16 protein-coding genes are annotated in these 16,420 nt (G+C 41.2%); 8 read left to right on the plus strand and 8 right to left on the minus strand.

Annotation, left to right across the window (positions count from 1 at the left end; all coding sequences use genetic code 11):
* Window positions 1-45 precede the first annotated feature (45 nt).
* Complete coding sequence (locus AACU33_RS05830) at window positions 46-2,091, minus strand: serine/threonine-protein kinase (RefSeq protein WP_096587469.1); 2,046 nt, start codon at window positions 2,089-2,091, stop codon at window positions 46-48.
* 237 nt (window positions 2,092-2,328) lie between these two features.
* On the opposite strand from AACU33_RS05830, the gene AACU33_RS05835 reads away from it, so the two are divergent.
* From AACU33_RS05835 to AACU33_RS05855, 5 genes are all read left to right on the plus strand, one after another.
* Window positions 2,329-5,730, plus strand: a complete 3,402-nt coding sequence (locus AACU33_RS05835) for an NB-ARC domain-containing protein (RefSeq protein WP_096587471.1) — start codon at window positions 2,329-2,331, stop codon at window positions 5,728-5,730.
* A 29-nt stretch (window positions 5,731-5,759) separates the two neighbouring features.
* A complete protein-coding gene (locus AACU33_RS05840; protein ID WP_339375789.1) occupies window positions 5,760-6,065 on the plus strand; it encodes a hypothetical protein in 306 nt (101 codons plus the stop codon).
* A gap of 188 nt (window positions 6,066-6,253) precedes the next feature.
* Window positions 6,254-6,310, plus strand: a complete 57-nt coding sequence (locus AACU33_RS37545; RefSeq protein WP_445291781.1) for a DUF4058 family protein — start codon at window positions 6,254-6,256, stop codon at window positions 6,308-6,310.
* Between the two features lie 105 nt (window positions 6,311-6,415).
* Window positions 6,416-6,835, plus strand: coding sequence for a XisH family protein (locus AACU33_RS05850; protein ID WP_096587472.1), 420 nt, complete (start codon window positions 6,416-6,418; stop codon window positions 6,833-6,835).
* Entirely contained in the window at window positions 6,823-7,161 is a 339-nt protein-coding gene (locus tag AACU33_RS05855) for a XisI protein (RefSeq protein WP_096587474.1), read from the plus strand. The genes AACU33_RS05850 and AACU33_RS05855 overlap by 13 nt, the downstream gene beginning before the upstream one ends.
* 64 nt (window positions 7,162-7,225) lie before the next feature.
* On the opposite strand, the gene AACU33_RS05860 is transcribed toward AACU33_RS05855, so the two are convergent.
* The 4 genes from AACU33_RS05860 to AACU33_RS05875 all read right to left on the minus strand — a co-directional run bounded on the left by AACU33_RS05860 (window position 7,226) and on the right by AACU33_RS05875 (window position 10,522).
* On the minus strand, window positions 7,226-7,690 hold the full coding sequence (locus AACU33_RS05860) for a hypothetical protein (protein ID WP_096587475.1): 465 nt from the start codon (window positions 7,688-7,690) through the stop codon (window positions 7,226-7,228).
* A 68-nt stretch (window positions 7,691-7,758) separates the two neighbouring features.
* The gene (locus tag AACU33_RS05865) at window positions 7,759-8,040 is read right to left on the minus strand and encodes a type II toxin-antitoxin system Phd/YefM family antitoxin (protein WP_096587477.1); all 282 of its coding nucleotides are present in this window, start codon (window positions 8,038-8,040) and stop codon (window positions 7,759-7,761) included.
* Between the two features lie 29 nt (window positions 8,041-8,069).
* The gene (locus AACU33_RS05870; RefSeq protein WP_096587478.1) at window positions 8,070-8,708 is read right to left on the minus strand and encodes a Uma2 family endonuclease; all 639 of its coding nucleotides are present in this window, start codon (window positions 8,706-8,708) and stop codon (window positions 8,070-8,072) included.
* 125 nt (window positions 8,709-8,833) lie between these two features.
* Window positions 8,834-10,522: an NAD(P)H-quinone oxidoreductase subunit 4 gene (locus AACU33_RS05875; protein ID WP_096587480.1), complete on the minus strand. Its 1,689-nt coding sequence runs from the start codon at window positions 10,520-10,522 to the stop codon at window positions 8,834-8,836.
* A 232-nt stretch (window positions 10,523-10,754) separates the two neighbouring features.
* On the opposite strand from AACU33_RS05875, the gene AACU33_RS05880 reads away from it, so the two are divergent.
* Window positions 10,755-11,255, plus strand: coding sequence for a thiol-disulfide oxidoreductase DCC family protein (locus tag AACU33_RS05880; protein ID WP_096587482.1), 501 nt, complete (start codon window positions 10,755-10,757; stop codon window positions 11,253-11,255).
* A gap of 230 nt (window positions 11,256-11,485) precedes the next feature.
* Complete coding sequence (locus tag AACU33_RS05885; RefSeq protein ID WP_096587483.1) at window positions 11,486-11,974, plus strand: hypothetical protein; 489 nt, start codon at window positions 11,486-11,488, stop codon at window positions 11,972-11,974.
* Window positions 11,975-11,982: 8 nt separating this feature from the next.
* Here the strand turns inward: AACU33_RS05885 and AACU33_RS05890 are convergent, their stop codons facing one another.
* The 3 genes from AACU33_RS05890 to AACU33_RS05900 form a co-directional block, all read right to left on the minus strand.
* The gene (locus AACU33_RS05890) at window positions 11,983-13,653 is read right to left on the minus strand and encodes an RluA family pseudouridine synthase (protein WP_096587485.1); all 1,671 of its coding nucleotides are present in this window, start codon (window positions 13,651-13,653) and stop codon (window positions 11,983-11,985) included.
* 185 nt (window positions 13,654-13,838) lie between these two features.
* On the minus strand, window positions 13,839-14,303 hold the full coding sequence (locus AACU33_RS05895) for a pentapeptide repeat-containing protein (protein WP_096587487.1): 465 nt from the start codon (window positions 14,301-14,303) through the stop codon (window positions 13,839-13,841).
* A gap of 5 nt (window positions 14,304-14,308) precedes the next feature.
* A complete protein-coding gene (locus AACU33_RS05900; RefSeq protein ID WP_339375790.1) occupies window positions 14,309-14,959 on the minus strand; it encodes a class I SAM-dependent methyltransferase in 651 nt (216 codons plus the stop codon).
* A gap of 435 nt (window positions 14,960-15,394) precedes the next feature.
* On the opposite strand from AACU33_RS05900, the gene AACU33_RS05905 reads away from it, so the two are divergent.
* A complete protein-coding gene (locus AACU33_RS05905; protein WP_096587488.1) occupies window positions 15,395-16,408 on the plus strand; it encodes a hypothetical protein in 1,014 nt (337 codons plus the stop codon).
* Window positions 16,409-16,420: the final 12 nt, after the last annotated feature.

Here is a 16,420-nt window from a genome sequence, read left to right on the forward strand (position 1 = left end):
CATTAGGCGTAATTTAATATTTAATATTCAAGCGATCGCCTCGATTTAAGGCACTTGCCAAATCTTGATAGTTTTATCCTTGCTACCACTGACTAAAGTTTTGCCATCAGGACTAAAAGCGACTGCGTAAACTTCGGCTGAATGTCCTTTAAAAGTGCGGATTACCTCTCCTGTATTTAGTCGCCAGACTTTCACAGTCTTGTCATCACTGCCTGTCGCGATATACTCGCCATTAGAAGTAAAAGCGATCGCATTTACATCGGCTGTATGTCCTTCAAAGGTACGGATGTTCTTCCCTGTATTCAGATTCCACAATTTGATAGTTTTGTCATCGCTGGCGCTGACTAATATTTGACCATTGGGGCTAATAGCTAAAGCGTTGACATCGAGAGAATGACCGCGAATAGTATATATTTCCTTGCCTGTTTTTAACTGCCAAATTTTAATAGTTCTATCGGCACTAGCACTGGCAATTTTCTCACCATCGGGGCTGATGGCTACAGATAATACTTCTCCTGTATGTCCTTTGAGGGTGCGAATTTCCTTTCCTGTATGGAAATCCCAGATTTTAATTGTTTTATCGTAACTGCCACTGACTACAATTTGACCATCTCGACTAATAGCCACAGAATTGACTAAGCCTTGATGGCCTTTGAGAGTGCGAATTTCTTCTCCGGTGTTAAGATTCCAGAGTTTGATAGTTTTATCTTGATAACCTGCGATCGCAGTTTGACCATCTGGGCTAATTGCCACAGTATACACCCAGCCAGAATTAGCCTTGAAGGTGCGGACTACGTGTTTTTGTTTGAGATTCCAGATTTTAACAGTATTATCATCGCTAGCACTGGCTAATATCTCTCCTTGTCCGATAGCGACTTGGGGTAATGGCAAATTAGCAACGTTTGTTTTACCTTGAGATGCGGGATAAGGTGGTATAGGGCTAAAAGCAAGGGAATTCACTTCACCTGTGTGTCCAGTTAAGGGCAAAGTTTGCCAATTCACATATCCCCCCAATCCTACAAGCAAGATTGCACCCCCCATTAATAGTTGATAAGGGAAGCGGATTTTAGGATGAATTACCTTGCTAATAGTAGTTGAAGCTGTCAGGCTCATCTGAGAAACCTTGGGCTGAACTACACGATCTTGTATTGCAGTTGTTAGCTGTAGTTGGTTGGGTACATCTTTCAACACAGCATTCGCTGACTGATAGCGCTGTTCAATCTCTTTTTGTAATAGCTTGTCTAACACCTGCTCTAATTGTGCAGATATGGTTGACTTGAGATGTTCTCGCCAACTTCCCACCCAGCCATAGCCTGCTTCCATATACAAATGCGATGGCTGAATTCCCGTCAACAGCGAAAAGCAAGTCACCCCCAAACTGAATAAGTCACTAGCTGGATAAGCAAAGCCATACTTCATTTGTTCTAGCGGTGCGTAACCATAAGAACCAATGCTTGTACCTGTGTGTTCCGCAGAATTTGCTGTTAACTGCTTGGCGACACCAAAATCAATCAGCACCAAATTCCCCCCGGTTGGTTTGGAGTGGGGGGAGCGACGCATAATGTTATCTGGTTTAATATCGCGGTGAATTACCTGATTTTCATGGACAAAATTCAACACAGGAAGTAATTCACTCAATAGTTCCCAAATTTTTGCTTCGCTAAAAGTTCCCTGCTGTATCAATTCCTGCCTTAAACTTTGTCCCTGGATGAACTGCTGTACCAGATACAGGTAGCGATCCTCATGAAAGTAAGCATACAAAGTCGGAATTTGGGGATGTTCTCCTAATTGTTGCAGACGCCGTGCTTCTTCGTGAAACAGTTCGGTCGCTTTATGGAGGGCGTTAGTTCCTTGGAGTTGCGGCGCAAGCTGCTTGACAACGCAATGCTCTTTGAGCTTATCTTCGTCTTCAGCTAAGAAAGTTCTGCCAAATCCGCCGCCCCCTAGTGGTTGAATAATTCGATAGCGATTCCGCAGCAAGGGTATAAGTTTTGTCCCACAACCTTGGCAGAAATGAGTGTCGTGTGGGTTGATGGGTTGATGACAACTGGGATTGAGGCAGTAGCTCGTAGCTAAGTATCTATCAGCCATGTATTCTATGATAAATACTTCCTGTGCATTTATTCGTATTAGCGATCGCTATTTTATTAAATCTCTCACCCAAGTAGACTGCCGCTAATTTACGAAAATGTTAAATTTATCAGAGCAATATCCTCAGCAAGGTACTGATAAGCTGTTCCACATTATTTAATTTGCATACAGTGACTAGCCAGATACCTATTAAATATAGGTTTTTCGTCTTAAATTCCAAATTTTGAATTGCTGATCATGGAACCTATCTCCGCTACCATCGGTTTTCTCGTGGGCTTAATCGGCTTTATTGCTAGTATGGTGCAAGTTTTGGACTATATAGACAAAAAGCGGGAGAAACAGCTAGCAGTTGAACAAGTAGACAAGACAAAACCTACTCCGCTGTTAAAACCTCAATCTTCCCATCGCGTTGATTGGGGCGAGGCTGTTGATGTCTCAGTTTTTTATGGGCGTACTGAAGAACTTACCAAGCTAGAACAGTTGATTTTGCAAGAACGCTGTCGTGTAGTAGCGGTGTTGGGGATGGGGGGAATTGGTAAAACTTCTCTATCTATTAAGCTGGCACAAAAGATTCAAGGGGAATTTGACTATGTAATCTGGCGGAGTCTGAGAAATGCGCCACCCATTCAAGATATTTTGGCAGAATTGATTAAGTTTATCTCTCACCAAAAACAAATTGATTTACCGCAGGATGTAGGAGAGAGAATTTCTTTACTAATTGACTATCTTCGTTCATCGCGTTGTCTTTTGATACTAGATAATGCTGAGTCAATTTTTCAATCGGGTGCTTTAGCATATCGCCAAGGCTATGAAGCTTATGGCGAACTCCTCAGACGCATAGGGGCGACAAATCATCAAAGTTGCTTAATCCTCACCAGTAGAGAAAAACCGCAAGAAATTGCAGCATCGGAGGGCGAAACTCTACCAGTGCGGGTTTTGCAACTAACTGGGTTAAAAGCAGTAGATGGCGAAGAGATTTTTCATACTCAAGGACTTTCCGGTACAGAACCAGAACAAGTTAAACTTATTGAATTTTATAAAGGTCATCCCTTAGCATTAAAAATAATTTCTACCACAATTAAAGAATTATTTGATAGTAGTATTTCGGCATTTTTAGCCCAGGATACTGTAGTTTTTGGCGGTATTCGCGAGCTTTTAGACCAGCAATTTCATCGTCTATCAGATTTAGAAACAGAGGTGATGTATTGGCTAGCCATTAATCGCGAACCTGTAGGAATTGCCGAATTACGCGAGGATATTGTTGCCCTACCATCGCAATCTAATTTGATGGAAGCGTTGCAGTCATTAGTGAGAAGGTCGCTGATCGAGAAAAGTAAAGCACTATTTACCCTGCAACCAGTGGTTATGGAATATTTAAGCGATCGCTTAATTGCAGAAGTAGCTGAAAATATCATCGGTGAGGAAATAGCCCTTTTCAATCGCTATGCTTTAATGAAAGCGACCGCCAAAGATTATATTCGAGAAGCCCAAATTCGCTTAATCCTTAAACCCCTTGCCGAACGGTTACTTACCTTACTAGGAAGCAATAAAAAAATTGCCAATAAATTAACTGAAATTCTCGCAACCTTACAGGAAAAGTTTCCTCAACAACCAGGATATATAGGCGGTAATATTTTAAATTTGCTTTGCTACCTGCAAACAGATTTAAGCAATTATGATTTTTCTCATCTAACGCTTTGGCAAGCATACCTCAAGGGTGAGAATTTACAGCAGCTAAACTTAGCTAATGCTGCTTTCGATAGGTCGGTTTTTACAGATATTTTGGCAACTATTTTCTCAGTCGCCTTCAGTCCCGATGGCAAGATTATCGCCACAGGTGATGCTCATGGCGAAATTCGCCTATGGCAGATAGAAGATGGTCAACAAATTTTAACTTGCAAAGGTCATAGAGGTTATGTGCGGTCAGTAGCGTTTAGCCCTGATGGTCAAATTTTAGCTAGTGGTAGTGTTGACCAAACAGTAAAGCTATGGTCACTCAATGATGGTAAGTGCATCCAAACTTTACAGGGACACAGCGATCGTGTAGAGTCTATAGCATTCAGTCCTGATGGTCAACTTTTAGTTAGTGGTAGTGTTGACCAAAGCTTGAGAATTTGGTCAGTCCTTGACGGTAATTGCTTGCAAGTTCTCCAAGGACATAACCGTGAGATTTGGTCAGTCGCCTTTAGTCCTAATAGCCAAATTGTCGCCAGTGGCAGTTTTGATACAACATTGAGAATATGGTCAGTTAGCGACGGTCAATGTTTGCGAGTACTCCAAGGACATACTGATGGGCTGCGGTCAATAGCATTTAGTCCTGATGGTAAAATTCTCGCTAGTGGCAGTCACGATCGCACTGTGAGACTATGGTCGCTGGCTGATGGCAAGTGCTTGCAAGTACTCCAGGGACATAGCGATAGAGTTTTATCAGTGAGGTTTAGTCCTGATAGTCAAACTGTAGCTAGTGGTAGTTACGACAAAACAGTGAGACTATGGTCAGTTAATGATGGGCAATGTTACCAAATTCTCCAAGGACATAGCGATCGCATTTGGTCAGTAGCATTTAGCCCTGATGGTAAAATTTTAGCCAGTGGTGGTTACGATCAAACAGTCAGACTGTGGTCAGTTAATGATGGTCAGTGCCTCAAGATTTTTCAAGGCTACATTAACGGCGTACAATCAGTAGCTTTCAGCCCTGACGGTAAAACTTTAGCTAGTGGTAGTGTTGACCAAAAAGTGCGGCTGTGGACATTTGGTAATAATCAATGTCGCAAAACTTTAGCAGCACATACAGCGGAAGTCAGGTCAGTTGCCATTAGCCCCAATGGTGAGATTATAGGGAGTAGCAGCAATGACCAAACAATTAGGTTATGGTCGGTTACAAATGGCGAGTTGCTAAAAGTTTTAGCGGAACATACTCATAAAGTAGGATCGATAGCATTTGCTCCTAATGGTGAAATCTTAGCTAGTGGCAGTCATGACGGCACAGTTAGATTATGGTCGGTAAGTACAGGTAAATGTCTGCAAATTCTCCAAGAAAACACTAATCAAGTATGGTCAGTCGCATTTAGTCCAGATGGACAAATTTTAGCCAGTGCTGGTTATGACCAAACCGTGAGGCTATGGTCAGTCAATGACGGTAAAGTCCTCAAAGTTTTACAGGGACATACCGGACAAGTTGGGCCAATAGCATTCAGTCCTGATGGTCAACTTTTAGCTAGTGGCGGTAATGACCAAACAGTCAGGCTATGGTCAGTCAATGATGGTAAATGTTTGAAAGTTCTCCAAGGACACACTAATTGGATTTGGTCAGTAGCATTTAGTCCCGATGGTAAAACTGTAGCTAGTGGTGGTGATGACCAAACACTGCGACTGTGGTCAGTGAATGACGGCAAATGTATCCATACTTTACAGGCACATATTAATAGAGTGTGGTCAATCGCATTTTATCCCAACGGTCAAACCCTAGCTAGCGGTAGCGGCGATGGGACAATAAAATTATGGGATGTCAAAACAGGTGAATGCTTAAAAACCTTGCAAGTTGAAAGGCCTTATGAAGGCATGAATATCACCGGAGTTACAGGTTTAACCGCAGCACAGATAGCCACACTAAAAGCACTGGGCGCAGTGGAGAATTAAAGAGAAAGATTTATCTTTGATACTCTTAAATGAGGCTTTTAGCTCCGTTAATGAGGCTCAGAACTCCGTTAATGAGGCTTTTAGCTCCATTAATGAGGCTCGGAACTCCGTTAATGAGGCTTTTAGCTCCATTAATGAGGCTCAGAAGCTCATTAATGAAGCTCAGAACTCCGTTAATGAGGCTTGGAACTCCGTTAATGAAGCTCGGAACTCCATTAATGAGGCTCGGAACTCCGTTAATGAGGTTCGGAACTCCGTTAATGAGGCTCAGAACTCCATTAATGAGGTTCGGAACTCCGTTAATGAGGCTTTTAACTCCGTTAATGAGGTTTTGATCCTCAATAGAGGCGATCGCAGATTAAAAAATTCTGTTTCAAATCTCAATCATAATAATATGACAACGTTTCAACCCGAATTTATTCATGCGCCTGAGGAGTTGCTTCATTGAAAAAATCCCTTTGATACCATAAATATAAAACTATTACCCAACTGAAGTTTTACTATGCCCTCTCCTTTTCCTGGCATGAATCCTTATCTGGAAACTCCAGAATTATGGTCAGAATTCCATAGCCGAATATAGTAGCAATTGCTGATGCACTGGATGATTATCTCAGCCGCGGTCATCGTGTTGCTGTGGAAAAGCGAGTATATCTCAGCGAAAATGGGGAGAGTGTATTAGAGCGCTATGCCTGCCAAAGACATATACCACTCCACCGTTAAAAATGCCTTGATCAAAGATGGTTGGACAATCACCCACGATCCCTTACGGATTCGTCTAGCACGTGGTAAGAATTTATTTGTAGATTTGGGTGCAGAACGTTTGCTTGCAGCCGAACGTGGAGTTGAAAAAATAGCAGTTGAAGTCAAAAGCTTTACCAGCCCTTCTGAAATGAAAGACCTGGAAGAAGCTGTTGGTCAATTTGTTCTTTATACTCATTTGCTAAAACGTTATTATCCAGAACATACTTTATACCTTGCAGTTAGCGAAGCTATCAATAAGAGTGTTTTTGAAGAAGAAGCTGGTAAAACATTGATTGAAGACGGCATTATTAAATTAGTGACTTTCAATCCAAACAATGAGGTGATTATGCGATGGATTCCTTAAAATCTAGATATCGTGAAATAGTTGAAAAAATTCTCAAAGAATATGCAGACTTTCTTAGTAGCGATGACCAAGTTAAAGTGGAATTAGTATTTGACCGAGAACGCGATCGCTACCTCTTAGTAGAAACTGGCTGGCAAAACGATTACCGCATCTACGGCACTTTGCTACACATTGATATTATTGACAATAAACTCTGGATTCAACACGATGGCACTGAAGAGGGCATCACAGATGAAATTGTTGCTGCTGGAGTTTCTAAAGACCATATAGTTTTAGGGTTTAAATCTCCTGAACTACGCAAACATACAAATTTTGCAGTTTCTTAGAAGCTTCTATAGAAATTCGATTTAATTGAGGAAAATTACTTACACTTGAAGCTAACAATTTTCACTATCCAAAATTTTCCCATTCACCCCATTCATCCTTACACCACCCAAAACTACGCCAACATCCATTACCATTAGACTGTTTTTCAAAAGCAAATGAAAGGAAGCTTTCGCCAGTTTTTAGACGTAAACGGTTGTCGCCTGTAGTATCAAACAAAAATAATAAGAGACTAACATAAAAAATATCTCCCGACTCTTCAGTTCCTACGATATCGCCTCCTATTAAAGCTGACCAAGTTACAGAGATAGGGGAGTTTCCTATTTCATCCGTCCATATCCAACGACCAAATGATGGACAAAGTGGGTTTTCAATATTTAATTGAATTTCGTCATCGCGATGAAAATCCTGCCCAACAAAATGCTGAAAATCATCTATTAGAGCATCTATGATTTTATACCAAGTTTCTCTGCTATATGCTTTCTCTTCTTTTCCTGCATTCCAAAGCTTATTTTCAAGTTCTGAATTCATCTTTTAATAGAAGATTTATAAAGTAAGTCTTTATTAAGCGAAACGACTCACAATGTTCCGAATTATGCTCACAGATTCATTTGAACTTGAGATGAGCTATCGCGTACATCCTTCCATACTTCATCGGAGTTAATCTCAATGCCTTCTTCTATTATTTCTTGGCGAAATTGTGCTAAAGATTCCCAAAAATTCGAGGTTTGATTAACTAATCGCTCGTATTCTGCGGTTGAAAGAATAACTGCTACTTGCTTACCTTGCCGTGTAATTTGTATTGGTTCGCCTTGTTCAACTTCTTCAATAATTCTGTCGAAGTTAACCGGAATCTGTTCAATAGAATATTGCTGAGACATAACTATTCATCTAAATTTCGCTTGAAAATTTATGGCTGGCGAAATTGATTTTTCAAGTCGCGCAGCATTTTACTAGTTCCTTGGTCAATAGCTTTTTGCACCATTTGAGGAATGAGTTCGATTAAAGGTAATTCGGGAAAGATGGGACTGACAGACGTTTCTATATAATCTTGATTAGAGAGAAGATATATTTTTAACTGTTTGTTGCGGTAAATCCAAACTTCAGGAACACCCATCGCTTCGTAAACCTCAAGGGTAGTTTTAGAAGTAACATCAGACTCTATAGCTAAATCTGGCGGTGGATAATCGTTTAAATCTAAATTGGTACAACCTTGCACTCGGTCAGCATTTTGAATGTAAAAGCAAGTATCTGGTTCAATACCAGCAATTTCTGGACGTTTGAGGGTGGTTGAGCCAAAATCTTCCCAATCTCGTCCTTGAATTTCCAGAATAGCTTTGACGATATCAGCAATAATGCGGTTAGGACGTTCGTGCAATGCTAAGGGAGACATGATTTCTAAAGTTCCTCGGTAGTAAGTGAAGCGACTACTGCGCTTTTCGCCTAAGTCAGTGAGAATTTGCTCAAAGTCTTGCCAGGATAAATTAGAGATCGTAATCTGGCTACCGGGGGTGAGTGCAATTGCTTGAATGGGAACAGTGACGCTCATTTTTTTAGTTGCGTTAACTCCGGCGCTGTTTCTTCCATACTGACACGACACTTGCGAATAAAAAACGATCGCCCAACAAAGAGCGATCGCGCTGATTTTTCAACAGATAATAGAGGTCGAAAAGCTTACTTCATTGTTGCCAAAACTGGTGCTACTTCAGGTTCTGCAATCTTGGGAGCTAAGAATCCACTAGCATAAATCCCTGGATTCGCTTGCGAGATGACGGTGTAAGATTGGCGAACCTGAGCATTCACTGCCACAGTCTTCACATCGTACATCTGCATAGCGACCTTGGGATAAAAACCAATACCAATAATCAGCAGGATAAAGCAGGCAGCAATAAACACTTCACGGGGGCTAGCATCTCTATATACTGCTTCGGTAGGTAGAACGCAATCTGTACCAAAACAAACCGCTTCTTCTGCTTCTTGATACTTCCAGCTGCCATCTGCAAGGTTACAGTTAGGTGCTTTACCAGTACCGTAAAATACTTGTCGCAGCATCGAAAGTAGATAGATTGGTGTCAAAATCACTCCCACTGCGGCTAAGAAAACTGTGACTGTACAGAAAGCCGAACTGTAAATATCACTGGTAGTTAAACCAACGAAGACCGACAGTTCCCCAACAAACCCACTCATACCAGGGAGAGCCAGGGAAGCCATTGCACCAATTGTAAACAGTGCAAATACTTTGGGCATCAGTTGACCAATACCACCCATATCTTCCATTGACATTGTATGGGTACGGTCATAAGTCACCCCAGCCAAGAAGAACAGCACCGATGCAATCAAACCGTGAGAAATCATCTGCAACATTGCACCGTTGATTCCCAAATCGGTGAAGGACGCAATCCCCAGCAGTACAAATCCCATGTGGGAAATTGACGAATACGCCAAGCGTCGCTTCATGTTGGTCTGAGCAAAAGAGTTCAACGCACCATAAATAATGTTGACAACGCCCAAAATCGCTAAAACAGGTGCAAAGTAAACGTGTGCGTCAGGTAAAAGTTCAAGGTTTAAGCGAATCAGTCCATATCCGCCCATCTTCAGCAACACGCCTGCCAAAATCATCGATACAGGTGCAGATGCTTCACCGTGGGCATCAGGCAACCAGGTGTGTAGAGGGAAAATAGCCAGCTTAACACCAAAGGCAATTAATAATCCTGCATATAACAGTAGTTCTAGACCAAGGGGAAAATCTTTCATCCCCAAAGCTGCTATATCAAAGGTCATTGTGCCGCCACCGTAGAGCGCCATTGCCAGTGCTGCTACGAGAATAAATATAGAAGCGGCTGCGGTATATAACAAAAATTTTGTGGCTGCATAGCGGCGCTTCTGTCCGCCCCAAATGCAAACGAGCAGGTAGACAGGAATCAGCTCGACTTCCCACATGATGAAAAACAGCAGTAAGTCTTGAGCAACAAACACTCCTATCTGTGCCGAATACAGCACCAGCATTAAAAAGTAGAATAGCTTCGGTCTGCGATCGACTTGCCATGCGGAAAACATCGAGAGTGTGGTGACAAATCCTGCCAGCAGCACTAGTGGAGCTGACAACCCATCGACTGATACGGCCCAGTTCAAACCTAACTGCGGCATCCAGGCGTAATTCTCCACGAGTTGAAAACTAGCACTGTTCGCATCGTAATGCTGCCAAAAGGCGTAACACATCAAAGCAAAATCTGCGATACCTACGCCAAGGGCATACCACCGCACGCGCTTGCCATCTTTATCAGGCAGCACAGGGATGAGCAGGGAAGCAACCAGTGGCAGTAGAACAATCGCGGTAAGCCAGGGAAATCGATCCGCTATCATGTCAATGAGAAAAAATACTTATCTGTGAATAAGGTCATTCTACTCGACTTTGTAAACAAATGTGAATAAGTATTTACTTCCGTAGGTATAGACGGATTTATATCGTTGGCGTTATGTAAAAGCACACATAAAATGCATATTTCCAAAGGAATGATTTAAATTGAAACATTTGTTGATATTTCTTAAATTTTCTAAAATATTTAAGTACAAGAGTATTAATTAGCAATCATCTATGTCTTCATCAAATTCCCAATCTTATAGTTCTAGTTCCGATAAAGTGCTGACTCAGCCTGTATCTACTGCACCTTCATGGAAAATCGAGCTGTTGTATGACGGTGAATGTCCTTTATGTATGCGCGAGGTAAACTTTCTGCAAAAACGAGATGCAGGTCGAGGCTTAGTGAAATTTGTCGATATTGCAGACGATAACTATAACCCCGAAGCGCATGGCGGAGTAGATTTTGAAACCGCAATGGGACGCATCCATGCAGTTTTACCAGATGGAACAGTAGTGCAAAATGTTGAGGTATTTCGCCGTGTTTACGAAATTCTGGGGATGGGTTGGATATATAGTGTAACTAAGTTACCGATTGTGGGTGCGATCGCAGATTTTCTCTATGGAATCTGGGCAAAATGGCGACTTGCCATCACCGGACGACCGAAGTTAGAGGATGTTGTCGCCCAGCGTCAAGAGCGACTTTGTAATACTGAGGGGCGTTGTCGAATAGATTAATATGTAGGTTTTAAAACGCCAAGGGACGCAAAGTTAGCGTGGAATAACACAGAGTTTTTCTGATTTTAATTCGTTACGAATTTGTGAAATCTTTTACTGAGTAGTAAAAGTGGGCATTGCTGACTATATCTATAGTTTTGTTTGGCAATGCCTACGTGTCTGGGAAAAATCAATTAGGAACTCTCTATAGATTGGCTCCGTCATCAGCAATGGGATAAAGACTAAAATATATGCTCTATTTAAAACCTATTGCTTGCAGTTTAACAGGTTTAATTTTATTTACTCTCGGCATAGAAATACTATCAAAACCCGTTGCTGCTGGTGAACCAATTATTGATAAGAATTGCCAGTATCATGAGAGAACACAAGAAATTGTTAAGAAAATACCACCACAGAGCCGAGGAACAGTATATTGGACATCCAGTTTTGATGTTAATAATCAAAAATACATTTTACAAGTACTAAAATTTCCCAATTCCCGAAGTGTTTTTTGTCTTTGGCAGCCTCAAAAGCTGATACCGCAAAGATTAGTGCAAGCTCAACTTATTCAAGATCGGCTAATTGAAAAAGTCGAAAAAGACTCTTCTCAAAAAGCTAATTATATAGTGACAGTCCGAGGAGAGAAAAATGAAAATATTTTAAGAACTTCTTATAGATTAAACCTGACCAATCCCAATCAGCCAAAAGTGACACCTATCATCGCAGTATATAAACGTTAGCAATATGCTCAAAATGGTGTCTTTGCCTGTATTTGCAGGGTCTCTTCCAAGTGTGGATGCTGGAAAGAGAGTTCCCTGGCGTGCAAATATAAGCGACTGGCAACTTGATTACAACCATAAAGGCGATCGCCCAAAATAGCTACTCCTAACCCTTGCACATCAGCAGCATGAACTCTTAATTGATGGGTGCGTCCGGTTAGAGGTGTAAACTCAACACGAGTATAGTTTCCTTCTCTGGCTAGAACTTGAAAATGGGTAATGCTGGGTTTACCGTATTCCCAATCAACTTGTTGATAAGGGCGATTATCAGGATTTCCCCAAAGTGGTAATTCAATTACACCTCGATCTACGGTGACAATACCAGCAAGTAGGGCTTCATAAACTTTGTGAATTTGCTGTTGTTGAAATTGTATGCTCAGTTGGCGATAAGTTTGGCGATCGCGTGCTAATAACAAAATACCAGATGTGTCTCGATCTAGACGATGCACGGTATTGAGTGACATCCCATCCGGTAATGAATTTCGCAAACGACTAAGAACGCTATCTTGAGTATCAAAATAACGACCGGGAACTGATAGTAATCCCGCAGGTTTATTGACGGCAATTAACCATTTATCTTCATAAATAATCGATAGTGTTTCGTCTTTCTCTTGATTAACAGATAACAGCCTTGAAGAGTTAATTTCTGAGAAACCTGATAATAAAAATCCCATCAACGGCTGACAGCGTTCTGCACAAGCACCATAAAATCTTCCGGGAATTTTGTCTCCATCGGTAGATTTAGTTCCCCACCAAAATTCTGCCATTGCTAATGGTTTTAAATTATGGGTAGCCGCATATTGTAATAGTTTGGGTGCGCAACAGTCACCTGTACCTGTCGGTAAGCCTTGTGGCATTAATTGTTGTAGCGATCGCCTTTGTCCCAAAAAATTCATTAGGGTGTAAGCCGCTTGCATCTGTGCTTGCAGTTGGCGGGAAAGTTGTTTGCGCTGTTGTTTCAGTTCCTGCATCCGCTTGTCTGCTGCTGCGATTACCTGCTTCAACGGCTGCAATACTTCATTATGCTGGCGTTTAAGTTGACGTTGTTCAATTCCCTGCTGACGGCTTTCTTCATCAAGTTGTTCAATAGCAATAGTCAGTGCTTCGCCCGTGAGTGTAGCGCAGATTAGCTGACGTTTTTCGTGACGCTGATGTTTGCGATCGCGATGGCGATCGCGCATTGCTTGCAACTGCTGTGCAAATTCACGAGACAGAATTTCGTATTGCTGTCTTTCGGGGAGTTGGTTTAAGGTAATTAATTCTTGCTTAATAGCTTCCAATTCTGCCAAAGTTTTGGCTTCTTCTAAAGCAACTTCCTCTCGTCCCGAAATTGGCGGAACCCAACCTTCAACTACACTACAACCATTCAGTAACCCGGAGAACGCTTTAATAACTCGCTGTTCGCCAGTCGGTAGTTCAACTAACAATATTCCATACATCTTGCCTTCTTGAGTATAAATTTCATCCTTGGCAAGTTGTTGCATTAAACTTTGAGCGATCGCTTCTACCAAAGAAGTGCGTGGTAGTTTCAGCAAATTACCGCTTTGAGGACAATACCCTTCATAGTAGTAAGTTGGGGATGCGTTGTTGACTCGAATTTTACAGTCAATAAAATCTGAAAGTGGATGAAGCTCATCCATATAAATTGAGCCTGACAAATTTAAGTACTAACAATCAAATCTACCGCAACACTTATATCTGGAAATGCTATTGGGCAAATAGTTCCACCTGTAAGTGTAGATTTGGAAGCATATTACAGTTCCATCAGGAACAAGTCCATACACGGCATTTTTGTGAGATGATTCATCATTTGCTTATAGATAAATCAGGTGTTGGGAATACGGATACTTCCATCTGGCATAATAGTGTTGCAGAATATAGCACCTTCTAACCAAGGATTTTCACTGATCTCTGCTCCACTCAAGTTGCATCGGGTGAAATTGGCATGACCCATACTAGCTCCTTTGAGGTGAGCATCGACCAAACAAGCATCACTAAAATTTGCGCTATCGAGAACGGCATAACGCAAATTAGCTCGTGTCAAATCTGCTCCACAAAGATTGGCTCCATATAAGGAAGCTTGCCCAAAATCAGTCTCCCGCAGCTTAGAACCGCTGAGATTGATCTCGTTCAAAAGCATTTCGGCAAACACAGCACCATTCAAGATGATACCGCTCAAGTTGGCACTAGCCAATTCGTCAGCACCTTCAATGTAGATGTTACTAAAATTTCTTTCTCCAGCAGCATACCTATTCAACAACTCACTGGGATCAACCAATTTTTTACTCATACACCTCAAACATTACTTGAATTAGGTTTCAAGCCAATCAACAGCGCCAGTTCTAGCCACTTCCAATAACAATCCACATCAATAAAGCCAATCTCGCGCAACCAACCCAACTGTGTTTCTACATCTAAAAGTTTATTGGATGGGTCTTCAGTTTCTAAAGTGAAACCAATTGAGTGTAAAAAATGCTTGTGTAATGCTGGTGTGGGTGAAGCAACATGCTCTAAATTGCAGAAAATACCACCAGGTTCCAATATTTGAAAAATTTCCGTGTACAGAGCAAGTTTGCGATCGTGGGTAAGGTGATGGATAGCAAAGCTAGAAACTACTGCGTCAAAGGAACCTAATTCTGGCAGAGGTTCATCTAAATTATGGGCAATTACCTGTACTGTTGTATCCCTAACAAAGCGAGTTTTTACCGCCTCTAACATAGTTGCGGAAAAATCAACAGCGATACTTTGCGCCTGGGGACGGTCAAGTTTGAGTAGTGCTAGTAAACGACCATCACCAGTACCTAAATCCAGAATGCGCTTTACAGTCTTGGGAACGTGTTCTAGTAAAACTGCTTCACCTTCAGTACGGTGGGGTATAGAATCTGCTTGAGCCAGATATTTCAAAGCATGGTCAGCAGAAGTCCAGAGGTTGATTTGATTAACCAATGCACAATACTCCAAGCGATCGGACTTTTTTAGCTTCGCAAGAAACGTAATTTTAGAACATCACCCAACTAGGTTAAATTCTCACTCCATCCCAACCACTAACTTAAGTTCTGCGGGGAGCATCTCATAAAAAACAACATGAATACCTTCAAGAAACCTTCCTTCGCACCCCTGTTGGCGTGAACTCTGTGTCTCTCTGGTTTGAAAAATGAAATCAAACATTTGGTATGCCCCTAGTTTTATGTTTGTTTTATGCGCTAATAAAACTCAAGTATAAAAACTTAAAAATCTTCATTTATTTATCAGTCAATAAAAGTTTAATTAAATATTAAATTTAACATATATCAAATTGTTAACAAGCCTGGATAACCTAATATTTTAGTGTTAATAAATGCTATTATCGCAAACAAAATTATTAATTAAAATACGTATATTATGGTTTACTTCCTAGGAGAATATCCTCTCATCAGCACAGATAGTAACAATTTCTCTACGGAAATTCCTTATAACGATGAATTTGTTACTGTTGAGTTTTCAGAATCAAAAGATTTAAAAGCTTTTAAGAGTGCAGAAAAACTTAATCAAGAGTCTGTAACTTCAACAATTTCCCCTCCCACGATCGTAGAGATACCGTCCTTTTCTGTAACTCAAGATCCGGGAATCACTAGCGAGCAAATCTCAAAGCCAGTGGGACAACAACCTCTACAAATAGAACCAGCATATCCAGAACAAAAGCCTTTTCAACCAAAAAGAATACCCGCAGTCTTTAGAAAGAGACGGTCGAGTTCGATTCCATCTCCTGGTATTACTATCCAAACACCATCTGCCTATGGTAAATCTTGGGGTAGCGCTTCTGTAGGTTTGGGGCTACAATCTCGAACTCGCTTTACTGACACAGCCGATGGAGTTATCGGATTTGGTATTGGTTTCGGTGATGCTCAAAAATCAGTTGGGTTAGATGTAAGTTTAGGCATTGTTGACTTAGATAATCTCCAAGATGGTACGCTAAGTTTTAAATTACATCGCAGACTTCCAGATGATTTTGCTGTAGCTGTTGGTGTGAAGAATTTTGTAACTTTTGGTGAAACTGACGGTGGTACAAGTGCTTATGGTGTAGTGACTAAAATGTTTCGTTTACAAGATAGCGATCGCAAATCTTTTAGTCGCCTTTACGTTTCGGCTGGTATTGGCGGCGGACAATTTCGTTCAGAATCGGACATTAGAAATAAAGTTGATTCTATCGGAGTTTTTGGAAGTGTAGCTTTACGAGTCGCGCAACCAGTAAATGCGATCGCAGAATGGACTGGACAAGATTTAACCCTAGGATTATCTATTACACCATTTAAGAATCTTCCTTTAGTAGTGACGCCAGCAGTTACTGATATTACTGGTAATGCGGGCGATGGTAGCCGCTTTATCTTTGGTATTGGTTATGGCATTTCTTTTTAACTTATATCTATA

Origin of the sequence: Calothrix sp. NIES-2098 (assembly GCF_963875125.1) — a bacterium.
GTDB lineage: Bacteria > Cyanobacteriota > Cyanobacteriia > Cyanobacteriales > Nostocaceae > Aulosira.

Excerpts from the sequence above, each read along its gene's own strand:
- AACU33_RS05890 (WP_096587485.1), bottom strand. The coding sequence starts at position 13,653 with ATGGATGAGCTTCATCCACTTTCAGATTTTATTGACTGTAAAATTCGA.
- AACU33_RS05850 (WP_096587472.1), top strand. The coding sequence starts at position 6,416 with ATGCCTGCCAAAGACATATACCACTCCACCGTTAAAAATGCCTTGATC.
- AACU33_RS05885 (WP_096587483.1), top strand. The coding sequence starts at position 11,486 with ATGCTCTATTTAAAACCTATTGCTTGCAGTTTAACAGGTTTAATTTTA.
- AACU33_RS05895 (WP_096587487.1), bottom strand. The coding sequence starts at position 14,303 with ATGAGTAAAAAATTGGTTGATCCCAGTGAGTTGTTGAATAGGTATGCT.
- AACU33_RS05865 (WP_096587477.1), bottom strand. The coding sequence starts at position 8,040 with ATGTCTCAGCAATATTCTATTGAACAGATTCCGGTTAACTTCGACAGA.
- AACU33_RS05830 (WP_096587469.1), bottom strand. The coding sequence starts at position 2,091 with ATGGCTGATAGATACTTAGCTACGAGCTACTGCCTCAATCCCAGTTGT.
- AACU33_RS05905 (WP_096587488.1), top strand. The coding sequence starts at position 15,395 with ATGGTTTACTTCCTAGGAGAATATCCTCTCATCAGCACAGATAGTAAC.
- AACU33_RS05875 (WP_096587480.1), bottom strand. The coding sequence starts at position 10,522 with ATGATAGCGGATCGATTTCCCTGGCTTACCGCGATTGTTCTACTGCCA.
- AACU33_RS05860 (WP_096587475.1), bottom strand. The coding sequence starts at position 7,690 with ATGAATTCAGAACTTGAAAATAAGCTTTGGAATGCAGGAAAAGAAGAG.
- AACU33_RS05840 (WP_339375789.1), top strand. The coding sequence starts at position 5,760 with ATGAGGCTTTTAGCTCCGTTAATGAGGCTCAGAACTCCGTTAATGAGG.
- AACU33_RS05880 (WP_096587482.1), top strand. The coding sequence starts at position 10,755 with ATGTCTTCATCAAATTCCCAATCTTATAGTTCTAGTTCCGATAAAGTG.
- AACU33_RS05870 (WP_096587478.1), bottom strand. The coding sequence starts at position 8,708 with ATGAGCGTCACTGTTCCCATTCAAGCAATTGCACTCACCCCCGGTAGC.
- AACU33_RS05855 (WP_096587474.1), top strand. The coding sequence starts at position 6,823 with ATGGATTCCTTAAAATCTAGATATCGTGAAATAGTTGAAAAAATTCTC.
- AACU33_RS05835 (WP_096587471.1), top strand. The coding sequence starts at position 2,329 with ATGGAACCTATCTCCGCTACCATCGGTTTTCTCGTGGGCTTAATCGGC.